The following is an 18,434-nucleotide window of genomic DNA, read 5'->3' as shown; positions in this document are numbered from 1 at the left end:
GGGGCCCGGGCCTTTTGCTTTCTCCGGCGGGCAGGAAGTCTTGGGTAATGTCCCTTCCCTCCCCCGGCCACGGCGATATCCCCCAGGTCACGTCAACCGGCGGAGCAATTTTCCATGCCGGCGAAGTGTTCAGCCTCCCCGAGCTGCAGGGGATGTGCCGGGACGGCCTGGTCAGCAGGGTCTACGGCTCCACCTTCCTCCGCTGGGATGTGCGCAGCTCTCCGCTGGCCCGGGCCCTGGCGGCGCAGAACAGCCTGCCGGAGCAGGTTCGCGGCCGCTACGCCTTCGGCTGGCTCAGTGCCGCGTGGATCTTCGGCTGCGCAGCTCCTCCACGGCGGCTGGAGCTGCTGGCTGATGCCCGGCGCAGGAGCACGGCCCTGCCGCCGTTCAGCGGAGCCGTGCTGCATGAAGTCGCGCTGGGACCGGCAGACAGGATGGAGCTGGGCCCCGTGCCGGTGACACGCCCGCTGCGGACGGCGTGCGACGTCGCCCTCCACTTTCCGCCGGAGGAATCGGTTCCGGTGCTGCTGGCCATGGCCAGGGAGCCTGGCCTGAACTGCCGTCCGTTGTATGTCCGCACGCTGCTTCAGAGCGGGTACCGGATCCCGGGGACCCGCCGCGCCCTGGAGGCGGTGGAACAGGTGGATGCGGCGGTGCTGGCAGGCTAGACCCGGCGCTGGTCTCCGGTGGTCCGGTACACGTCATAGACGCCGTCGATCCGCCGCACGGCACTCAGGATGTGGCTGAGGTACTTCGGGTCGCCCATCTCAAAGACGAACTTGGACATCGCCACCCGGTCGCTGGAGGTATTAACGCTGGCCGAGAGAATGTTCACGTGGTTCTCCGAGAGGACCCGGGTGACGTCGGACAGCAGCGACTTGCGGTCCAGCGCTTCCACCTGGATCTCCACGAGGAAGACCGAGGACTGGGTGGGTGCCCAGTCCACGGCAACGATGCGGTCCGGCTGGTCGCGCAGTTCCTGGACATTGCGGCAGTCTGTGCGGTGCACGGACACGCCCGAGCCACGGGTCACGAAACCGATAATCGGATCCGGCGGAACCGGAGTACAGCAGCGGGCCAGTTTCACCCAGACATCCCCGACGCCGCGGACAGTCACGCCGGAGTCGGAGAACTTGGGGCGCTTGGCATTGGCTGAGGAAACCGGGGTCTCCGCCAGGTCCTCCTCGGCACCCTGGTGCCCGCCCATGAGGGAAACCAGGTGCTCTATGACGTTCTGGGCTGAGGTGTGGCCGTCGCCGACCGCAGCGTAGAGCGCGGAAATGTCCTGGTGGTGGAGTTCCTGTGCCACGGCAATCAGCGCGTCGTGGGTCATCAGGCGCTGCAGCGGCAGGTTCTGCTTCCGCATGCCGCGGGTGAGCAGGTCCTTGCCCTTTTCGATCGCCTCTTCGCGGCGTTCCTTGGTGAACCACTGGCGGATCTTGTTCCGGGCCCGGGGACTCTTGACGAAGCCCTGCCAGTCCTGGCTCGGTCCGGCGCCCTCTGCCTTGGAGGTGAAGATCTCCACCCAGTCGCCGTGCTGGAGCTCGCTGTTCAGCGGGACCAGCTTGCCGTTCACGCGCGCGCCGATGGTCCGGTGGCCTACCTCGGTATGCACGGCGTAGGCGAAGTCCACCGGCGTCGAACCGGCGGGCAGCGCCATGACTTCGCCCTTGGGCGTAAACACGAACACTTCGCGGGCGTTGATTTCGAAGCGCAGAGAATCAAGGAATTCGTCCGGGTCCGAGGTCTCCTGCTGCCAGTCCACCAGCGAACGCAGCCAGCCCATGTCGGAATTATCCGGGGCCGCGGATCCGTTCTTGGCGCTGTCCTTGTACTTCCAGTGAGCGGCCACACCGTACTCGGCGCGGCGGTGCATGTCATGCGTGCGGATCTGGATCTCAACCGGCTTGCCGCCCGGGCCAATCACCGTGGTGTGCAGTGACTGGTACATGTTGAACTTCGGCATCGCGATGTAGTCCTTGAACCGCCCGGGCAGGGGGTTCCAGCGCGCGTGCAGCGCGCCGAGGGTGGCGTAGCAGTCGCGGACGGAGTCCACGAGCACCCGCACTCCCATGAGGTCATGGATGTCATCGAAGTCTTTGCCCCGCACGATCATCTTCTGGTAGATCGAGTAGTAGTGCTTGGGGCGGCCCGTGATGGTGGCCTTGATCTTGACGCTGTGCAGGTCCTCGGCGATCTGGCTGCGCACCGTGGAAAGGTACTTTTCCCGCTCCGGCGTGCGGTCCCCCACCATGCGGACAATCTCGTCATAGACCTTCGGGTGCAGCGCCGCGAAGGAAAGGTCCTCAAGTTCCCACTTGATGGTGTTCATACCCAGCCGGTGCGCCAGCGGAGCGAAAATCTCCAGCGTCTCACGGGCCTTGCGGGCGGATGATTCGGGCGAGACAAACCGCCAGGTCCTGGCATTGTGCAGCCGGTCCGCAAGCTTGATCACCAGTACGCGGATGTCCTTGGCCATGGCCACGACCATCTTGCGCACGGTCTCGGACTGGGCTGCGTCGCCGAAGGTCACCTTGTCCAGCTTGGTGACGCCGTCCACGAGCATCGCCACTTCCGGACCGAACTCGCTGCGCAGTTCCTCCAGCGAGTAGGCGGTGTCTTCTACCGTGTCATGCAGCAGTGCGGCTGCAAGCGTTGTTCCGGTCATTCCGAGCTCGGCAAGGATGGTCGCGACGGCAACCGGATGGGTGATGTAGGGATCGCCGCTCTTGCGCTTCTGGCCTTCGTGGCAGCGCTCGGCAACGAGGTAGGCACGCTGGATCAGGTCAAGGTCCTCGCGCGGGTTGTTGGCCCGGACGGTGCGCAGCAGGGGCTCGAGCATTGGCGAGTACGCCGTTCCGCGGCCGGCGAGGCGGGCGAGGCGGGCGCGTGTTCCATGTCGGCGAACCGGGGCCGGTTTAGGCGCAGGTTTAGGCGCAGCAGTGATTTCCTGCCCGGGGCCAGGCTTTACCTGGACTGCGGCGGGTGTCTTGCCGCCCGAACCCTTTTCCGGGGAGTTCACCGTTTCCGGGACAGAGGTGTTCTCCCGGTCTTTTCCTGCACTTTCGGCAGGCGTCGCGCTCTCGGCCAACTGCTGCCCTTTCTTTCCAGATATCTGCCCAGTCTATGCCCCCGCACTGCTGCTCTTACACCACCGGTTCCGTTCTTCCCCCGCGGGGAGTAACGGAACCGGTGGCAGCAAAGCAGTCTGGGCTTACGTGGCGGCTGCAGCTGCGGCGGCCGGTGCCTCGTGCTCGCGGCGTTCAGTGACGCGCCGGGTGTGCTTGAGAATCTCGGGTTCGCGGCGGCGCAGCCACGCGTACAGCGGCGCAGCGACGAACAGGGTTCCCAGGGTGCCCAGGATGATGCCGATGAACAGCGCCAGGGACAGGTCCTTCAGGGTGCCCGCACCAAGCAGGTAGGCACCGATGAACAGCACCGATGCCACCGGCAATACGGCGACCACGGAGGTGTTGATCGAGCGCACCAGGGTCTGGTTCACGGCGAGGTTCACCTGTTCGGCGAACGTGCGCTTGGTTTGTTTCTCCAGGTTCGCCGTGTTTTCCCGGATCTTGTCGAAGACCACCACCGTGTCATAGAGCGAATAGCTCAGCACGGTCAGGAACCCGATGATCGCCGACGGCGTCACTTCGAAACCGCTGAGCGCGTACAGGCCCGCTGTGACGACCATGACCACCACCAGTCCGGTGATTGCGGCAAGGGACATCTTCCAGGTCCGGAAGTACAGCGCCATCAGCAGGGCTGCGAGGGCGACGAAGACCACCAGGCCGATCAGTGCCTGGCGGCTGACGTCATTGCCCCAGGTCGGACCGATGAACGTGGACGTCACCTGGTCCTCGTTGACTCCGTAGTTCTCGGCCAGGGCACTCTTGACGGCCAGGGTCTGGTCGTCGCTGAGTTCCTCGGTCTGGATCCGCATGGTGCCCGGGGAAATGTTGGTCACGCGCGGGTCGGATCCCGAAACTATTTCGTTCACGGCTTCTTCGCCTACCGAAACCTGCGTGTCCTCAACACCGGAGACGGTGAACTCCGAACCGCCGCGGAAATCGATGCCCAGATTGAATCCGCCCTTGACGACCGGAATCAGGATCGAGAGCAGGACTGCGGCGGCAGCAACCATGAACCAGAGCCGGTAGCGGCCCACGAAGTTGTAGGACCGCTTGCCGGTGTAAAGCTCATTGCCGAACCTGGCGAACGCGGGAAGCTTACCCATCAGTTGCCCTCCTTCTCCGCGTCGCGGCCGGAGCCTGCCATTGAATCCTGTTTGTCCGCAGCCTCGTCCGGCTTGGCGGATTTGTCACTGCCGTTCCCGGCAGCCTGGGCCGCCCGGCGCTCGGCGATCGTCATGCGCCGTTCGGCTTCACGCGCCGCGCCCTTGTTCTTGGCCTTCGCCGCGGTCCCGGCTTTCGAAGCGCCTGCAGGCTTGCCCGCCGGAACGGGCGACCCGGCGTCGTCGTCAGCGTCGGCCGCTGCCGGCTCGCGCAGGCGACCGGCGCCGCGGTACACGGGGACGGCGCCCAGGCGGGTGGCATCCAGTCCGGACCACTTGTGGCCCTTGCCGAAGAACCTGGTCCTGGCCAGGAGCACCATTACCGGGTGGGTGAACAGGAACACGACCAGGAGGTCGGCAATCGCCGTCAGGCCCAGCGTGAAGGCGAAGCCGCGCACGTTGCCCACCGCGACGAAGTACAGCACGACGGCGGCAAGCAGGTTCACTGCCTTGGAGGCCAGGACGGTGCGCTTGGCTCGCTTCCAGCCGTTGTCCACGGCGGAGACCAGTCCCCTGCCGTCGCGCAGCTCGTCGCGGATTCGTTCGAAGTAGACGATGAACGAGTCGGCGGTGAGGCCGATGGCCACGATGAGGCCGGCGACACCTGCCAGCGACAGGCGGTAGTTTTGCGACCAGCCGAGGATCGCGATGGCCAGGTAGGTCAGGACACCGGCCACGATCAGCGAGGCGATGGTCACGAAGCCGAGCGCCCGGTACTGGAACAGCGAGTAGACCGCCACCAGGATCAGGCCGATCACGCCGGCGATCAGGCCCATGCGGAGCTGGTCGGCACCCAGGGTTGCGGACACCTGCTGCTCGCTCTGGATGTCGAAGCTGATCGGCAGGGCACCGTACTTCAGCTGCTCGGAGAGCGCCTTGGCGGTCTCCTGCGTGAACTGTCCGGTGATCTGGGCGTTGCCGTCGGTGATCAGGACGTTCATCGACGGGGCGGAAATAACCTGTCCGTCAAGCACAATGGCGAACTGGTTCTGCGGAGACCCGTTGCCGAAGCCAAGCAGGCGCTCGGAGACTGCGCGGAACTTCTCGGTGCCTTCACCGTTGAAGTCCAGGTTCACGGCCCATTCGTTCAGGGACTGCCCCTGGCCGCCCTGGGCCATGCCGAAGCTTGCGTCCTCCAGCATTGAACCGGGAACTTCCACCGGGCCAAGGATGTACTTGCCGGCGGTTCCCGGCTCACAGGCCACCATCGGCTGGTCTGCCGGGGCAGGCTCGACCGACGCTTCCAGCGCGGCGGGATCCAGGCAGTTCGTGGACTCGAACTCCTTGTACAGCTCCGGGGTAACCCAGTTCATGTCCGAGCCGTTCTCCGGTTCAGCCGTGGGCTGCGGAAGTGCCTCGTCCGGGGTCGGCGTTTCCGCCGCGGGTGCCTGTCCCGGTCCGCCCATAATCACCGAGCGGAACTCCATGGCCGCGGATGCCTGGATCAGCGCCCGGGTCTCCGCAGTCGGTGTGCCGGGAAGCGAAACGACGACGTTCCGGCCGGACTGCGTGGTGATTTCAGCTTCGGAGACGCCGCTGCCGTCCACGCGCTGGCGGATGATCTCCACAGCCTGGTCCAGCTGTTCCTGACTGATCTGCGAGTCACCGCCCTGCACCTTCGGGGCAAGGATCATCTGGGTGCCGCCCTCAAGGTCAAGGGCAAGCTTGGGGGTCCAGCTGGCGTTGCTCCACATGGAGCCGCCGCCGAGCAAAAGGGCCAGGGCAGCAAAAAGGACGCCCAGCCAAATGAGCGTCTTTTTTGCTGCCGGGCCGGAGCCGGTTCGAGGCATAGGGGTTTTCCTTTAGGGCGTGATCGCCGGAGACAGGTGGGTCCGGCGGGCCTGCATCAACGCTGCTGCCTGCAGGCCCTCGGAGAGTCTAGTTGTCTTTCTTGTTCTCGCGGTCGAGGCGCTTAAGCGTTTCGTCCGGGGTCTCATCCTGAGTTGTTTCAGCGGCGTTTTCGCGCGGACGGTCCTGCGCAATGTCGCCGGTGAGGGAAGAAGCATCGTCGGGAACTACGGCGTCCTCGGTTTCGGCTTCCTCGGGCTGCGTGGTGACAACCTTGGTCAGGGCCTGCAGGTGAATGGTGGCGGTGTTGCCGGGGGAAAGCTCAAGGACGGCCTTGTTCTCTTCCTGGTCCACGGAAACGATGGTGCCAAAGAGGCCGAACTGGGTCATGACCTCGGTGCCGGGAACCATCTGGGTGCGCTGCTCCTGGATGGTCTTCTGGGTCTTCTTCTGCTTGCGGAACATCATAAAGATGAACAGGCCAAGCAGAATCGGCAGCAGGAGGCTGGAGAACGTAAAACCGCCCTGAGCTCCCGTATCGGTGGTCGTCTGGGCCAAGACATTCAAGAACACGAAGGGTTCCGTTTCTGTTGCGGTATGTATCGGTATGCCGGATTCAGCGCACCGGCGGAGCGGACGAAAGATCAGTCTAAGGGGAAAACGGTCCACCGGCCGCTTAAGTTTCCTGCCTGTCCTTTATTGTGCAGGCATCTGCCCGCGATTGCACCCCGGGCCGAAACCGCTCAGGCCTGTTCCGGCTCCCCCGGAACCGGTGCTGCTTCACCGGTGAACAGCGACTCCGGGATCAGCTGGGCAGCGGCGTCGGGCATGCGCAGGCCCAGGTGCTCCCAGGCCGCGCGGGTGGCAATGCGTCCGCGGGGCGTGCGGCCGAGCAGGCCCTCGCGGACCAGGTAGGGTTCGGCCACGGTTTCCACGGTTTCGGGTTCTTCGCCGACGGCGATGGCCAGGGTGGACAGGCCCACCGGTCCCCCGCCGAACTTCGTGACCAGGGCGTGCAGCACAGAGCGGTCCAGCCGGTCCAGGCCGCGCTCATCCACTTCGTACATATCCAGGGCGGCCCCGGCGGAGCGGGCGTCGATCTGGTCGATCCCGTGGACCAGCGCCCAGTCCCGGACCCGGCGGAGCAGGCGGTTGGCGATTCGCGGGGTTCCGCGGGAACGGCCTGCCACCTCGGCGAAGCCGGCGGAGTTGACCTTCATATCCATCAGCATGGCCGAGCGGCGCAGCACCAGCTCCAGCTCAGCCGTCGAGTAGAACTCAAGGTGCCCGGTGAAGCCGAACCGGTCGCGCAGCGGACCCGGCAGCAGTCCGGCGCGGGTTGTCGCGCCCACCAGGGTGAAGGGCGGCAGGTCCAGCGGGATGGCAGTGGCGCCGGCTCCCTTGCCCACCACAATGTCCACGCGGAAGTCTTCCATGGCCATGTAGAGCATTTCCTCGGCCGGGCGGGACATGCGGTGTATTTCATCCAGGAACAGCACCTCCCCTTCGGTCAGGGAGGAAAGGATGGCTGCGAGATCACCGGCATGCTGGATCGCCGGACCGGAGCTGATCCGCAGCGGCGCGTTCATCTCAGCGGCGATGATCATGGACAGCGTGGTCTTGCCCAGTCCGGGGGGACCGGAGAGCAGCACGTGGTCGGCGCTGCGGCCGCGCAGGCGGGAAGCCTCCAGGACCAGTGAAAGCTGCTCACGGACCCGTTTCTGGCCCACGAAGTCATCGAGGTTCTTCGGCCGCAGGGCTGCCTCGATCGCCTTGTCATCGGGATCGGGGGCCGCCGCGGTCAGCGCTTCGGAGGCGGCCACGCTAGCCTGCCCGCTGCGGGGACCGGGCACGGGCGCCGTCCTGGCCCAGTCGGCGCAGGGTCAGGCGCAGGATTTCTGCCACGTTGCCGGTGGCTGCGGCGTCGGGATGCTCTGCAGCCGTGGCCTCGACGGCAGCCGCGGCGTCCTTTTCCGACCAGCCCAGGCCGGTCATGGCGGAGAGAACCTGGTCGTTCCAGGCCGGCACGCCGGCCGGCGCTTCCTCGGTACCGAGTGGCACCAGCTTGTCTGCCAGTTCCAGCACGATCCGCCGGGCGCCCTTGGGACCGATGCCGGGCACCTTGCTGAATGCCTTGTCGTCTCCCGTGGAAGCGGCGATCCTCACGGCTTCCGGCGTGTGCACGGCAAGCACTGCCAGCGCAATGCGCGGACCGACGCCGCTGACCCCCAGCAGCGTCTCGAATACTTCACGCTCCCCCGGTTCGGAGAAGCCGAACAGGGTCATTGAATCCTCGCGGACAATGAGGGCAGTATGCAGCAGTGCTTCGGCTCCCGTCCGCAGGGACATCAGCGTCTGCGGGGTCGCCTGCACGGCCATGCCGATGCCGTTGACGTCAAGAACGGCTGAGGCAGTGCCGACGTAGGTTACGACGCCGCGTAGGGAGGCGATCATGGGGAAACTCCGTGCGTTGATCCGGGAACGAAATAGAACATATCTACGAACAGCCTACTGTCCCGGCCCCGGTTTGCCGGAACTTTAGTAGCGCGCGCGTTTCGCTTTGGCTTCCGCTTCAGCCCACAGCCGCTGGGCAGCGGTAAGCCCCGAGGCAGCAGGCCCCCCGCCGGAAGACGCCGATCCCTGGGTCGCTGCCTGGCCCGGCCCCACGGCTCCGCGCCGCCAGGCGTGGGCGATCGCCAGCGCGAGGGCGTCGGCGGCGTCGGCAGGGCGCGGCATTTCGGTGAGCCGCAGGATCTTGGTGACCATCCGCCCCACCGCTTCCTTGTTGGCCGACCCGGAGCCGGTCACGGCCGCCTTCACCTCGGTGGGGGTATGCAGGGCCACGGGAATCCCGCGCCGCGCCGCGGCCGCAATAACGACGCCGGAGGCCTGGGCAGTGCCCATGACGGTGCTGACATTGAGCTGGCTGAATACGCGCTCCACGGCCAGTACATCCGGGGAATGCGTATCCAGCCAGAGCTCAATCGCTTCGGAAATTGCCAGCAGCCGCGCGTCGAGGGCCGTGCCGGCTTCCGTCCCGGCAACCCCCACGGCCACCATGGTGGCGCGGCGGTTGCCTTCGACGTCGACTACGCCCAGTCCGCAGCGGGTCAGCCCCGGGTCAACGCCCAGGACCCGGAGAGGCACGCGGTGCTCAGTCTTCTTCGAGCTGCGCGAAAACGTCCGCGGAGATGTCTGCGTTGGAGTACACGTTCTGGACGTCGTCCAGTTCTTCCAGTGCGTCCACGAGCTTCATGAACTTCCGCGCGGCGTCGGCTTCCAGGTCCACCAGCATGGAGGACACGAACTCGACTTCGTCGGTCTCGTACTCGATGCCGGCTTCCTCGAGGGCCGCCACCACGGCACGCAGGTCCGTGGGATCGCAGTGGATCTCGAAGTTGTCGCCGGATTCCTTGACCTCATCAGCACCGGCGTCGAGCACGGCCATCAGCAGGTCATCCTCGGTGAGGTCCTTCTTGGGCAGGGAGACAACGCCCTTGCGGTTGAACATGTAGGAAACCGAGCCGGGGTCCGCCACCGAGCCGCCGTTGCGGGTGATAGCCAGGCGGACTTCGGATGCCGCGCGGTTCTTGTTGTCCGTGAGGCACTCGATCAGCACGGCGGATCCCTGGGGTCCGCGGGCTTCGTACATGATCTCCGTGTAGTCGACGACTTCGCCGGTCAGGCCGGCGCCGCGCTTGATGGCGCGGTCGATGTTGTCATTGGGAACAGAGGTCTTCTTGGCCTTCTGCACGGCGAGTTCAAGTCCGGGGTTGCCGGCCATGTCCGCACCGCCGGCACGCGCCGCAACTTCGATGTTCTTGATCAGCTTGGCAAAGGACTTTGCACGCTTGGCATCAATTGCGGCCTTTTTGTGCTTGGTGGTTGCCCATTTCGAGTGGCCCGACATGCTTTACGCGTCTCCTCTGATCATCTGGATAAATAGTTCGTGGATACGGCGCTCCCCCGTTACTTCCGGATGGAACGAGGTGGCCAGCAGTTTTCCCGAACGCACTGCGACAATTCTAGCGACTGAATCTGCCGTGCCGTTTCCAGCGCCTGGTCCGCCGTCGTCCGTTGGGACCTGCGCCAGGACCTGCACGGAGGAGCCTACCTTCTCCACCCACGGTGCGCGGATAAAGACTGCGTGCACGGGATCAGCCTGCCGGGAAGGGTCCTGGCTGGGCAGGGACTGCAGCCCTTCAAACGGAAGGCTGGTCTCGAAGGACTCACGCTGGCGGCCAAACGCGTTGCGCCGCACCACTATGTCCAGCCCGCCCAGGGTTTCCTGCGGTTCCCCGGCGGCGTCCAGCGCCGGGTCGGTAATCCGGTCCGCCAAAAGGATCATTCCGGCGCAGGAACCGTAAACCGGAAATCCGGAGGCAATCCTGGCGCGCAGGGGCTCGGCGATTCCATACAGCCGCATCAGCTTGTCGATCGTGGTGGACTCACCGCCGGGCAGCACCAGTCCGTCCAGGGCGTCCAGTTCCGCCGGGCGGCGCACGAGTGCGGTCCGGGCGCCGGCAGCTTCCAGGGCCTGTACGTGTTCGCGGACTCCGCCTTGAAGCGCCAGCACTCCCACCAGGGGTGCCGCAGGGTCCTGGGGCGTGATTTCGGTCATTGGATCATTCTAGGTTGCCCGGCGCTTCCCGAACCGTTTCGTGACGGTGGGATATATTCGGTATCCATGAGTTCTTTCTCCATTCTGGTCGGCAAACTGGTCCGCGGCGCCTCCCGGCTGCGCGGCGGGGGCTCCGCCCTCCCCGGCCTCGTTGTGGAGAAGATCGACCCGGATTTCATCCGGCGCACGCTCTCCACCCTGCCGCTCGGCGTCGCCGTCGTCTCCGGGACCAACGGCAAGACCACCACCACCAAGATGGTCGTTGAACTGCTGGAGGGCCAGGGCCTGAAGGTCTTCACCAACCGCACCGGCAGCAACTTCACCCGCGGCGTTGCCGCCGCCCTGCTCGGCGAAGTGGACCTCCGCGGCCGCCTGGATGCGGACATCGCGGTGCTGGAACTGGACGAAGCCCATGCCGTGCACTTCGTGAAGCTGATCCAGCCGCGCTACGCCCTGCTGCTGAACGTCCTGCGCGACCAGCTGGACCGGTTTGGCGAAATCGACAAGACCACGCGGCTGCTGGAGCAGATTGCCCGGGCCACCACCGAGACCGTGGTGCTGAACCGCGAGGATCCGCGGGTGGCGTCGATCGCTGAATCCCTCTCCGGGCCGAAGGTTGCGTACTTCGGCCTGGACGCGTCGCTGCGCAGCACGTTCCCCAACGACGACGAGCTGCGCGGCTCCCGCTCCGAAGCGATCGCCGCAGCCCAGCCCGCCGACGTCGTTCTTACCCGGGTTGCCGAGACCGAGGCGGACTTCCTCGTGGACGGTACCCCCACCACTACCGGGCTCAAGCTGCGCGGCGTGTACAACGTGTTCAATGCTGCCGCCGCCCTCACCTTCGCCCGCCAGATCCTGGGTGCCAAGGCGGACCGGACAGCGCTGTTCGAATCGCTCTCCAATGTTGAACCTGCTTTCGGCCGGGGCGAGTCCCTGACCGTCAACGGCGCACCTCTGGAACTCGTGTTGGTGAAGAACCCCTCCGGGTTCCGCCTGGGCCTGAAGTCCTTCGCTGCGCACGGCTACGCAACCATGATCGCCATCAATGACAACTACGCCGACGGCCGGGACATGTCCTGGCTCTGGGACGTGGACTTCGAGACCCTGTCCGGCGGCGTGGACATAGTGACCGGCGTCCGCGCCTATGACATGGCGCTGCGGCTGAAGTACGACGACGTTCCGGTGCGCGAGGTGGTACCGGACATTCCCGATGCACTGGCCAAATTCATTGCCGGTGCAGGCCAGCAGCCCATGCGCATCTTCTGCACGTACACGGCCATGCTCGCCGTGCGGCGCGAACTCTCCAAGATCACGAAGGTTGAGGTGGTCTCATGAGCCGGGACATCCACATCGTCCAGCTGTATCCGCGGGACATGAACATCTACGGCGACTGGGGCAACGTCCTGGTCCTGAAGCAGCGCCTGAAGTGGCAGGGCTACAACCCCGTGGTCACCGAGTACAACCCGGGCGACGAGTTCCCCTCCGACGCTGACCTGATCGTGGGCGGCGGCGGGCAGGACAGCGGACAGGTGGTGATCCAGCAGGACCTGCAGGCGCTGGCACCCACGCTGCGCGCCCTGGCCGACGACGGCCTCCCGATGCTGGTTATCTGCGGGCTGTACCAGCTCTTTGGCCGCTTCTTCAAAACGCACGACGGCGTCCTCATCCCCGGGATCGGCGTCCTGGACATTGAAACGCACGGCGGTCCGGACCGGCTGATCGGGAACGTGCTTTCGGTCAGCGAAGAGTTCGGCGAAATCCACGGCTACGAGAACCACAGCGGCCAGACCTTCCTGGGTCCGGATGCGAAGCCCCTGGCACTGGTCCGCAAGGGTGAGGGGAACAACTCCAAGGACGACACCGAGGGTGCCCGCTACCGGAACGTTGTGGCCAGCTACCTGCACGGTTCGCTGCTTCCGAAGAACCCGGCCATTGCGGACTTCCTGATCGAACAGGCTGCCATCCGCCGCTACGGTTCCTACGAGCCGGCTCCTGTATCCGACGCCGACCTTGCCGAGCTTGCCCGCCTCTCCGAGCTGGCCCGTTCCCACGCTGCCAACCGCCCCCGGTAGTTCTGTCGGCCGGCTCCCTCGTATGGGTGGGCGGCCGTTAACCGACCCCGACGGCGTTTGCCGGCCCGCTATTCCCAGCCTTCGTTGCCTGTGTGGCGGGTGTGACCTCACTAGTTACCACCCGTAACGTTGCGTGGGAAGCGTGGCCACGTCCTACTAAGGGTGGCCCTCCAACGACCGCCGGACGGGCCGGGTTAGGCGGCTTTAATACTCCAAGCGAGCTCTGCGAGCGAAGGAGTTTCGTTGCCGCCGTTCCGGCCCGCCCGGCGGGCCCCCAGCGGGCCGCGGAAACTAACGCAGAACCCGGTACCGCCCTGGCGATTGCTGAACCCGGAGCCGCGCGCGAACCTTCGGGGAGCTCCCGTCCCTTACCAGCCTGCGCGGTCAACTCTCGTTCAGCAGATGCCGTTTTGAAGCGGGCAGAGCGACGTTATCTCCCCGACGGTTTGACGGACCGCCCCAAAGCGACGTTATCTCCCCGAAGGTTCCGTGTCTGGGGAGCACGGCGGCTCTGACGCAAAGATTCCCAGCCGTCGTTGCCGCTGTGACAGCTGTGACCCCACAGCCACCACCTGTAACCCTGTGTGGGAACCTCGGCACATCGCTCCGAACGTGACGCTCCAACGACCGCCGGACGGGCCGGGTTAGGCGGCTTTAATACTCCAAGCGAGCTCTGCGAGCGAAGGAGTTTCGTTGCCGCCGTTCCGGCCCGCCCGGCGGGCCGCACGGACGCAAGGACGCAAGGACGGAAACTAACGAACAACGCGGTACCGCAGATGCACCCCGTCACCGAACGACGCGTCCTCGACCAGTTCCAGGTTCACCCGCTGGTCCAGCCCGGCGAACAGTGAGATCCCCGCGCCAAGCAGTATCGGCACCACATGCAGCTGAATCTCGTCGACGAGCCCGCGCTGCAGGCACTGCCGGGAGATCCGGCCGCCGAGCAGGCTCACTGCTTTATCGCCGGCATCGGCCTTTGCCCGTTCCACAGCGCCGGCGATGTCATCGACCACGAACGTGTACGTGACACCGTCCTTCACCACGGGTTCCTGCGCCTGATGCGTCATCAGGTAGACCGGCACTCCCGGCAGCCCGCCGTAGGGTTCCTCCCCGTCCTCGACAGTCCGGGCCCGGTTGGCCCCGCCCACGACGGCGCCCACCTCCCCGACGACCCGGCTCACCAGTGCGGTGTCCTCGTCCGTCGCATCGACGTCGAACATCCAGTCCACGCCGCCTTCCGGATCTGCCATATATCCGTCAAGCGTCACCGTCGCATGTATCAGTACCTTCGCCATGACGAACTCCTCAGCTGCCGGCTATCAGTCGTGCCGCCGTTCTACCGCCTGCCAGCCTCCCCGTCCACCCCAACCCGACGGACGCTGCAGGCGCGCCTCAGGAAAGCGCCCGGGAACGTGACAGTGCGAACCGGCGGACGGGCCGGGTTAGGCGGCTTTAATACTCCAAGCGAGCTCTGCGAGCGAAGGAGTTTCGTTGCCGCCGTTCCGGCCCGCCCGCCGGCCCCAAGCCGCCGTAAACCCACGCCACCACGAACTAACGCGCAGAAACATCCTCCGACACCAGCCACTCATGCGCCCCGTCCTCGCCTGCTCCCATGGACTCCACCACGGGGATCGTCCGCTGCCGCACCTCGGCCTGCATCGCCTCGGATGCGCACGCGCCCTGCGGCAGGTCCGCTGCCACCGAGCACCAGCGGTACGGGTCCCGCACAATTACCGACGGCGCCCAGGCGAGGTCGCTGACCCGCCAGCCGGCGCCGTCGTTCTCCTGGACGAACTGGGCCCGGACAATCAGGCCCTCATTATTCACCGGGTACCAGGGCGAGAGTTCGGTGACCGCGTTGCCAAGGCCGTACACAATCCAGGTGCCGTTGTAGTTCTCGATCGGCAGCACGGAATGCGTGTGGTGTCCGTAAATCATGTCGAACTCGCCGCTGTCTGCCAGTGCGTGGGCGGTTTCGATCTGCTGGCTGTTCGGCATCGAGGCATACTCGTCTCCGGCGTGGACGGCCCCGATCACAATGTCCGCCCCCTGCTCGCGTGCGGCCTGCGCGCGGGCGATCATGTCCGCGGGATCGAGCATGTCCACCTGCCAGGGGTAGTCGGCGACGAGCCCGTTAAGGCCGTAGGTGGCCTGGATGACGCCGATCCGCGCACCCGGTGTATCCAGAATGAGGGGGATTTCAGAGTCGGCCTCGGTGGCGTAGGAGCCCGTGTGCTCGAGGCCCAGCGAGTCCAGGACGCCCAGCGTCCGGTTCAGTCCCTCGGTTCCGGCGTCGACCGTGTGGTTGCTCGCCGTAGTGCAGGCCTGGTAGCCGACGGCGGCGGCTGCGGTCAGGATCTGCGGCGGCACGTTGAACATCGGGTAGCCGGCGTAGGGACCGTCCGCCTCGGCAACCGGGGTCTCCATGTGGCAGACAGCCAGGTCCGATCCCGACACATACCGGCGCATGCCTTCCAGCAGCGGCTCAAAGTCCAGCGGCTGCTTCCCCGTGGATGCCGCATCAACGCGGGCCTGGTCCCAGAGCTGGGGATGAACCAGCAGGTCACCGGCCAGCATCACCGTCGTGCAGCGAAGCCCCGGACATTCAAGGCCCGCCCCCGGTGTCACAGAGGGTTCGGGTTCGGGTGCGGGCTCGGCGGACGGAGCAGCCGACGACGGCGCAGGCGCCTGCCCTTCCTCCGGTGTGGCAGTGCAGGCCGCAAGTGCCAGCGGGGAGGCCAGCAGCAGCACTGTCAGCAGCTTTGCCGTGCGAGAACCCAGTGTGCGGTGTCCGTTCATCATTCCCCCGAATGCGTAGGCGTCAAGCCGCGTGCCGGCCCAATCTGACCAGGGATGAGCATACGCGGCCCGTCGGCTGGTTGAGCAGGCCACGCTGTGAAAGTCTTTATTTCCATGAGCAATGCCTTACTTTCGCCAAGCACCCTGCCTTACGGCCTGCCGGATTTCACAGCCATAACCACCGCTGATCTTCTCCCGGCTTTCACAACCGGGATGGAGGAACACCTGGCCGAAATCCGCGCCATTACCTCCAATCCCGAGCCGGCCGGCTTCGAGAACACGATCGCTGCACTGGAACGTTCCGGCCAGGTCCTGGCCCGGACGGTGGCCGTGTTTTCAAATGCGGTGATGTCCCATGCCACGGATGAGATTCAGGCCCTGGAACAGGAAATCAGTCCGCGGCTTTCGGCGCACCAGGACAGCATTTACCAGGACCCGGCCCTCTTCGAGCGGGTGAATGCCGTATCCGGGGAAGGCCTGGATGAGGAGTCCGCCCGCCTGCTTGCGGAATACCGCCGTCGCTTTGTGCGTGCAGGTGCGGCACTGGACGACGCCGGCAAGGCACGGATGCGGGAGCTGAACACCCGGCTGTCCGAGCTGGGCACCACGTTCTCCCAGCGGCTGCTCGCGGACACGAACGACTCGGCCCTGGAGCTCAATGACGAAGTTGAACTCGATGGCCTCTCCCCCGATGACGTAGCCGCTGCGGCGGCAGCGGCCCAGGCAGCCGGCTCCGGCGCGAAATACCTTCTGACACTGATCCTGCCGACCCCGCAGCCCGCGCTTGCGAAGCTGAAGAACCGGGACGTCCGGCGGCGGCTTTTCGAGGCTTCGGTCCACCGCGGGTTCCGGGACAACGAGAACTCAACACTGGCCGTTGCAGCCGAGATTGCCGCGCTGCGCGCTGAACGTGCTGCCCTGCTCGGGTATGAGAATCACGCTGCCTACGCTGTGGAGGACCAGACGGCCCCCACGACCGGCGCCGTCGAAGGGATGCTCGCCAAGCTGGTTCCCCCGGCTGTCCGCAACGCCGGCGCAGAGGCCGGGAAGCTCCGGGCCGCGGCGGCACGTGACGGCATCTATGATTTCCAGCCCTGGGACTGGGCGTACTACTCCGAGCAGGTCCGGCGCGATGAGTACGCCGTCGACCTTGAGGCGCTGCGTCCCTGGTTCGAACTTGAGCGGGTCCTGCATGACGGCGTGTTCTACGCCGCCAACCGGCTTTACGGCATCACCTTCACCGAGCGGAATGACCTCACCGGTTACCACCCGGACGTCCGGGTCTGGGAAGTCCGGGACGAAGACGGGAACGGCCTGGGCCTGTTCCTGGGCGACTACTTCACCCGGGACACCAAGAGCGGCGGAGCCTGGATGAACGAACTCGTCTCCCAGTCCCGTCTGCTGGACCACCAGCCGGTCGTGGTGAACAACCTGAACATCTCTAAGCCGGCCGAAGGCGAACCCGCCCTGCTGACCTTCGACGAGGTCGTCACTGCCTTCCACGAATTCGGCCACGCTCTGCATGGGCTGTTTTCAAAGGTCCGGTACCCGCTGTTTTCCGGAACGGCAGTGCCGCGCGACTTCGTGGAGTATCCGTCCCAGGTCAACGAGATGTGGATGCTGGACGACGAGGTGGCTGCGAACTTCGCCCGGCACTACCAGACCGGCGAGCCGCTGCCTGCCGGCACATTGGAGAAGATCCGAAACGCTTCCCTCTGGGGTGAGGGTTTCCGGACCGCAGAGTACCTCGGTGCCACCCTCCTGGACTGGGCCTGGCATATGCTTCCCCCGGGCCAGGACCCCGTAGCTGATCCGGAGGCCTTCGAGCACAAGGCGCTGATCGAAGCCGGAATCGAGCCGGCCCTGGTTCCGCCGCGGTACCGCACCGGATACTTCAAGCACATCTACGCCGGAGGCTACTCGGCCGGCTACTACTCCTACATCTGGAGCGAAGTTCTCGACGCCGACACGGTCCAGTGGTTCACCGAGAACGGCGGGCTGAAGCGTGAAAACGGTGAGGCGTTCCGGAGCAAGCTCCTTTCGAAGGGCTACTCCGAGGATCCGCTGCAGTCCTTCCGCAACCTGCGCGGACGGGATGCGGACCTCACTCCCCTGCTGGAACGCCGGGGCCTGTCCTGAAAACCATGCCCACCATTTCCTCCTGCCAGCGCCTGCAGCACGCCTGGTTCTCGGCCCTCGCCTCGTCGACCGGCGGCCGTTCCTTCGGCACGCACGAATCACGGTGGGTCTGGCTTCCGGCACGCCGGCAGCTGATGCTGATGTTCCCGGAGGAGATTTCCCCTGCGGGAATCCGTCCCGGGCTGGCCGAAGGCTCCCGTCTGGGCGCCTCCTCGGTCACGGCCTGGCTGGGCGGTTCCGTGGACCACGCGCCGCTGGAGACCTTCGGTTTCCGCCGCGGGCCGCAGACCTGCTGGATGACAGCGCCGGTGCGCGCACCGCAGGCCTGGTCCGCGGAAGGAGCGGCGGTGGAGGTCCAGCCGCGCGAGGTGTCCGGGGCGGATGCCGAGGAACTGCGCGTGGGACACTCACAGCCCCGCCAGGCCTGGCATATCGCTGCCCGGGATTCCGCGCGCATGACCGGCCGGGCCTACGCCTTCTATCCGACCGGCATCGCCGGCCTCTCAAAGGTCGCCGGGATCTTCTCCCTGGCGGTTGGGGCGTCCAGCCGGCGCAGGGGCTTCGGAACGGCGCTGCTCAGCGCGGGCGCTGCGGCTGCGGAGGCCGCGGGTGCCGAGCACCTGGTAGTGAACGCCACCGCGGCCGGGCAGGACCTTTGCTCAGCCCGCGGATTCTCGCTGGTGGGCCGGGGCCGGACGTACTCGATGGCACTGGGCTAACAAAC

Annotated in this window: 16 protein-coding genes; 5 read left to right on the top strand and 11 right to left on the bottom strand. The window is 65.9% G+C overall.

The annotated features are described in order from the left end of the window. The first annotated feature begins 47 nt into the window (after window positions 1–47). Window positions 48–668 (top strand): hypothetical protein, encoded by a 621-nt coding sequence (locus NGB94_RS02505; protein WP_325788844.1) that lies wholly within the window; start codon window positions 48–50, stop codon window positions 666–668. On the opposite strand, the gene NGB94_RS02500 is transcribed toward NGB94_RS02505, so the two are convergent. From NGB94_RS02500 to pdxT, 9 genes are all read right to left on the bottom strand, one after another. Continuing rightward, on the bottom strand, window positions 665–3,091 hold the full coding sequence (locus NGB94_RS02500; protein WP_418910593.1) for a RelA/SpoT family protein: 2,427 nt from the start codon (window positions 3,089–3,091) through the stop codon (window positions 665–667). The genes NGB94_RS02505 and NGB94_RS02500 overlap by 4 nt on opposite strands. 123 nt (window positions 3,092–3,214) lie before the next feature. Next, window positions 3,215–4,234, bottom strand: a complete 1,020-nt coding sequence (gene secF, locus NGB94_RS02495) for a protein translocase subunit SecF (protein WP_325788843.1) — start codon at window positions 4,232–4,234, stop codon at window positions 3,215–3,217. After that, window positions 4,234–6,081 (bottom strand): protein translocase subunit SecD, encoded by a 1,848-nt coding sequence (secD, locus tag NGB94_RS02490; protein WP_325788841.1) that lies wholly within the window; start codon window positions 6,079–6,081, stop codon window positions 4,234–4,236. The genes secF and secD overlap by 1 nt, the downstream gene beginning before the upstream one ends. 88 nt (window positions 6,082–6,169) lie before the next feature. Then, window positions 6,170–6,646, bottom strand: a complete 477-nt coding sequence (gene yajC, locus NGB94_RS02485; RefSeq protein ID WP_325789110.1) for a preprotein translocase subunit YajC — start codon at window positions 6,644–6,646, stop codon at window positions 6,170–6,172. A 176-nt stretch (window positions 6,647–6,822) separates the two neighbouring features. Continuing rightward, entirely contained in the window at window positions 6,823–7,902 is a 1,080-nt protein-coding gene (gene ruvB / locus NGB94_RS02480; protein ID WP_325789109.1) for a Holliday junction branch migration DNA helicase RuvB, read from the bottom strand. A 1-nt stretch (window position 7,903) separates the two neighbouring features. Next, window positions 7,904–8,533 (bottom strand): Holliday junction branch migration protein RuvA, encoded by a 630-nt coding sequence (gene ruvA, locus NGB94_RS02475; protein ID WP_325788840.1) that lies wholly within the window; start codon window positions 8,531–8,533, stop codon window positions 7,904–7,906. Window positions 8,534–8,617: 84 nt separating this feature from the next. Further along, window positions 8,618–9,226: a crossover junction endodeoxyribonuclease RuvC gene (ruvC, locus tag NGB94_RS02470; RefSeq protein WP_325788838.1), complete on the bottom strand. Its 609-nt coding sequence runs from the start codon at window positions 9,224–9,226 to the stop codon at window positions 8,618–8,620. Window positions 9,227–9,233: 7 nt separating this feature from the next. Then, window positions 9,234–9,989 carry a YebC/PmpR family DNA-binding transcriptional regulator gene (locus NGB94_RS02465; RefSeq protein WP_325788836.1) on the bottom strand — a complete coding sequence of 252 codons (756 nt, stop codon included), beginning with the start codon at window positions 9,987–9,989 and terminating at the stop codon, window positions 9,234–9,236. Window positions 9,990–9,992: 3 nt separating this feature from the next. Beyond that, window positions 9,993–10,700, bottom strand: a complete 708-nt coding sequence (gene pdxT / locus NGB94_RS02460; RefSeq protein WP_325788835.1) for a pyridoxal 5'-phosphate synthase glutaminase subunit PdxT — start codon at window positions 10,698–10,700, stop codon at window positions 9,993–9,995. A gap of 66 nt (window positions 10,701–10,766) precedes the next feature. Here pdxT and NGB94_RS02455 point away from each other — a divergent pair, with 66 nt between their 5' ends. After that, entirely contained in the window at window positions 10,767–12,035 is a 1,269-nt protein-coding gene (locus NGB94_RS02455; protein ID WP_325788834.1) for a MurT ligase domain-containing protein, read from the top strand. Then, window positions 12,032–12,772 carry a glutamine amidotransferase gene (locus NGB94_RS02450; RefSeq protein ID WP_325788832.1) on the top strand — a complete coding sequence of 247 codons (741 nt, stop codon included), beginning with the start codon at window positions 12,032–12,034 and terminating at the stop codon, window positions 12,770–12,772. The genes NGB94_RS02455 and NGB94_RS02450 overlap by 4 nt, the downstream gene beginning before the upstream one ends. 752 nt (window positions 12,773–13,524) lie before the next feature. On the opposite strand, the gene NGB94_RS02445 is transcribed toward NGB94_RS02450, so the two are convergent. Further along, window positions 13,525–14,067: a dihydrofolate reductase family protein gene (locus NGB94_RS02445; protein WP_325788830.1), complete on the bottom strand. Its 543-nt coding sequence runs from the start codon at window positions 14,065–14,067 to the stop codon at window positions 13,525–13,527. Between the two features lie 256 nt (window positions 14,068–14,323). After that, a complete protein-coding gene (locus NGB94_RS02440; RefSeq protein ID WP_325788828.1) occupies window positions 14,324–15,574 on the bottom strand; it encodes a CapA family protein in 1,251 nt (416 codons plus the stop codon). 111 nt (window positions 15,575–15,685) lie between these two features. Here NGB94_RS02440 and NGB94_RS02435 point away from each other — a divergent pair, with 111 nt between their 5' ends. Continuing rightward, entirely contained in the window at window positions 15,686–17,710 is a 2,025-nt protein-coding gene (locus NGB94_RS02435) for a M3 family metallopeptidase (protein ID WP_325788827.1), read from the top strand. A gap of 5 nt (window positions 17,711–17,715) precedes the next feature. After that, window positions 17,716–18,429 (top strand): GNAT family N-acetyltransferase, encoded by a 714-nt coding sequence (locus NGB94_RS02430; RefSeq protein ID WP_325788825.1) that lies wholly within the window; start codon window positions 17,716–17,718, stop codon window positions 18,427–18,429. Window positions 18,430–18,434 lie beyond the last annotated feature (5 nt).

It is taken from the genome of Arthrobacter koreensis (assembly GCF_035792275.1).
Taxonomy (GTDB): domain Bacteria; phylum Actinomycetota; class Actinomycetes; order Actinomycetales; family Micrococcaceae; genus Arthrobacter_B; species Arthrobacter_B koreensis_A.
The sequence above is the reverse complement of the archived record's forward strand: the minus strand, read 5'-3'. Positions and strand labels throughout refer to the sequence as shown.

Bases quoted from the DNA above. Each gene is read 5' to 3' on its own strand.
- NGB94_RS02505 (WP_325788844.1), top strand. From the start codon at position 48: ATGTCCCTTCCCTCCCCCGGCCACGGCGATATCCCCCAGGTCACGTCA.
- secF (WP_325788843.1), bottom strand. From the start codon at position 4,234: ATGGGTAAGCTTCCCGCGTTCGCCAGGTTCGGCAATGAGCTTTACACC.
- secD (WP_325788841.1), bottom strand. From the start codon at position 6,081: ATGCCTCGAACCGGCTCCGGCCCGGCAGCAAAAAAGACGCTCATTTGG.
- ruvA (WP_325788840.1), bottom strand. From the start codon at position 8,533: ATGATCGCCTCCCTACGCGGCGTCGTAACCTACGTCGGCACTGCCTCA.
- NGB94_RS02465 (WP_325788836.1), bottom strand. From the start codon at position 9,989: ATGTCGGGCCACTCGAAATGGGCAACCACCAAGCACAAAAAGGCCGCA.
- pdxT (WP_325788835.1), bottom strand. From the start codon at position 10,700: ATGACCGAAATCACGCCCCAGGACCCTGCGGCACCCCTGGTGGGAGTG.
- NGB94_RS02455 (WP_325788834.1), top strand. From the start codon at position 10,767: ATGAGTTCTTTCTCCATTCTGGTCGGCAAACTGGTCCGCGGCGCCTCC.
- NGB94_RS02450 (WP_325788832.1), top strand. From the start codon at position 12,032: ATGAGCCGGGACATCCACATCGTCCAGCTGTATCCGCGGGACATGAAC.
- NGB94_RS02445 (WP_325788830.1), bottom strand. From the start codon at position 14,067: ATGGCGAAGGTACTGATACATGCGACGGTGACGCTTGACGGATATATG.
- NGB94_RS02440 (WP_325788828.1), bottom strand. From the start codon at position 15,574: ATGATGAACGGACACCGCACACTGGGTTCTCGCACGGCAAAGCTGCTG.
- NGB94_RS02435 (WP_325788827.1), top strand. From the start codon at position 15,686: ATGAGCAATGCCTTACTTTCGCCAAGCACCCTGCCTTACGGCCTGCCG.
- NGB94_RS02430 (WP_325788825.1), top strand. From the start codon at position 17,716: ATGCCCACCATTTCCTCCTGCCAGCGCCTGCAGCACGCCTGGTTCTCG.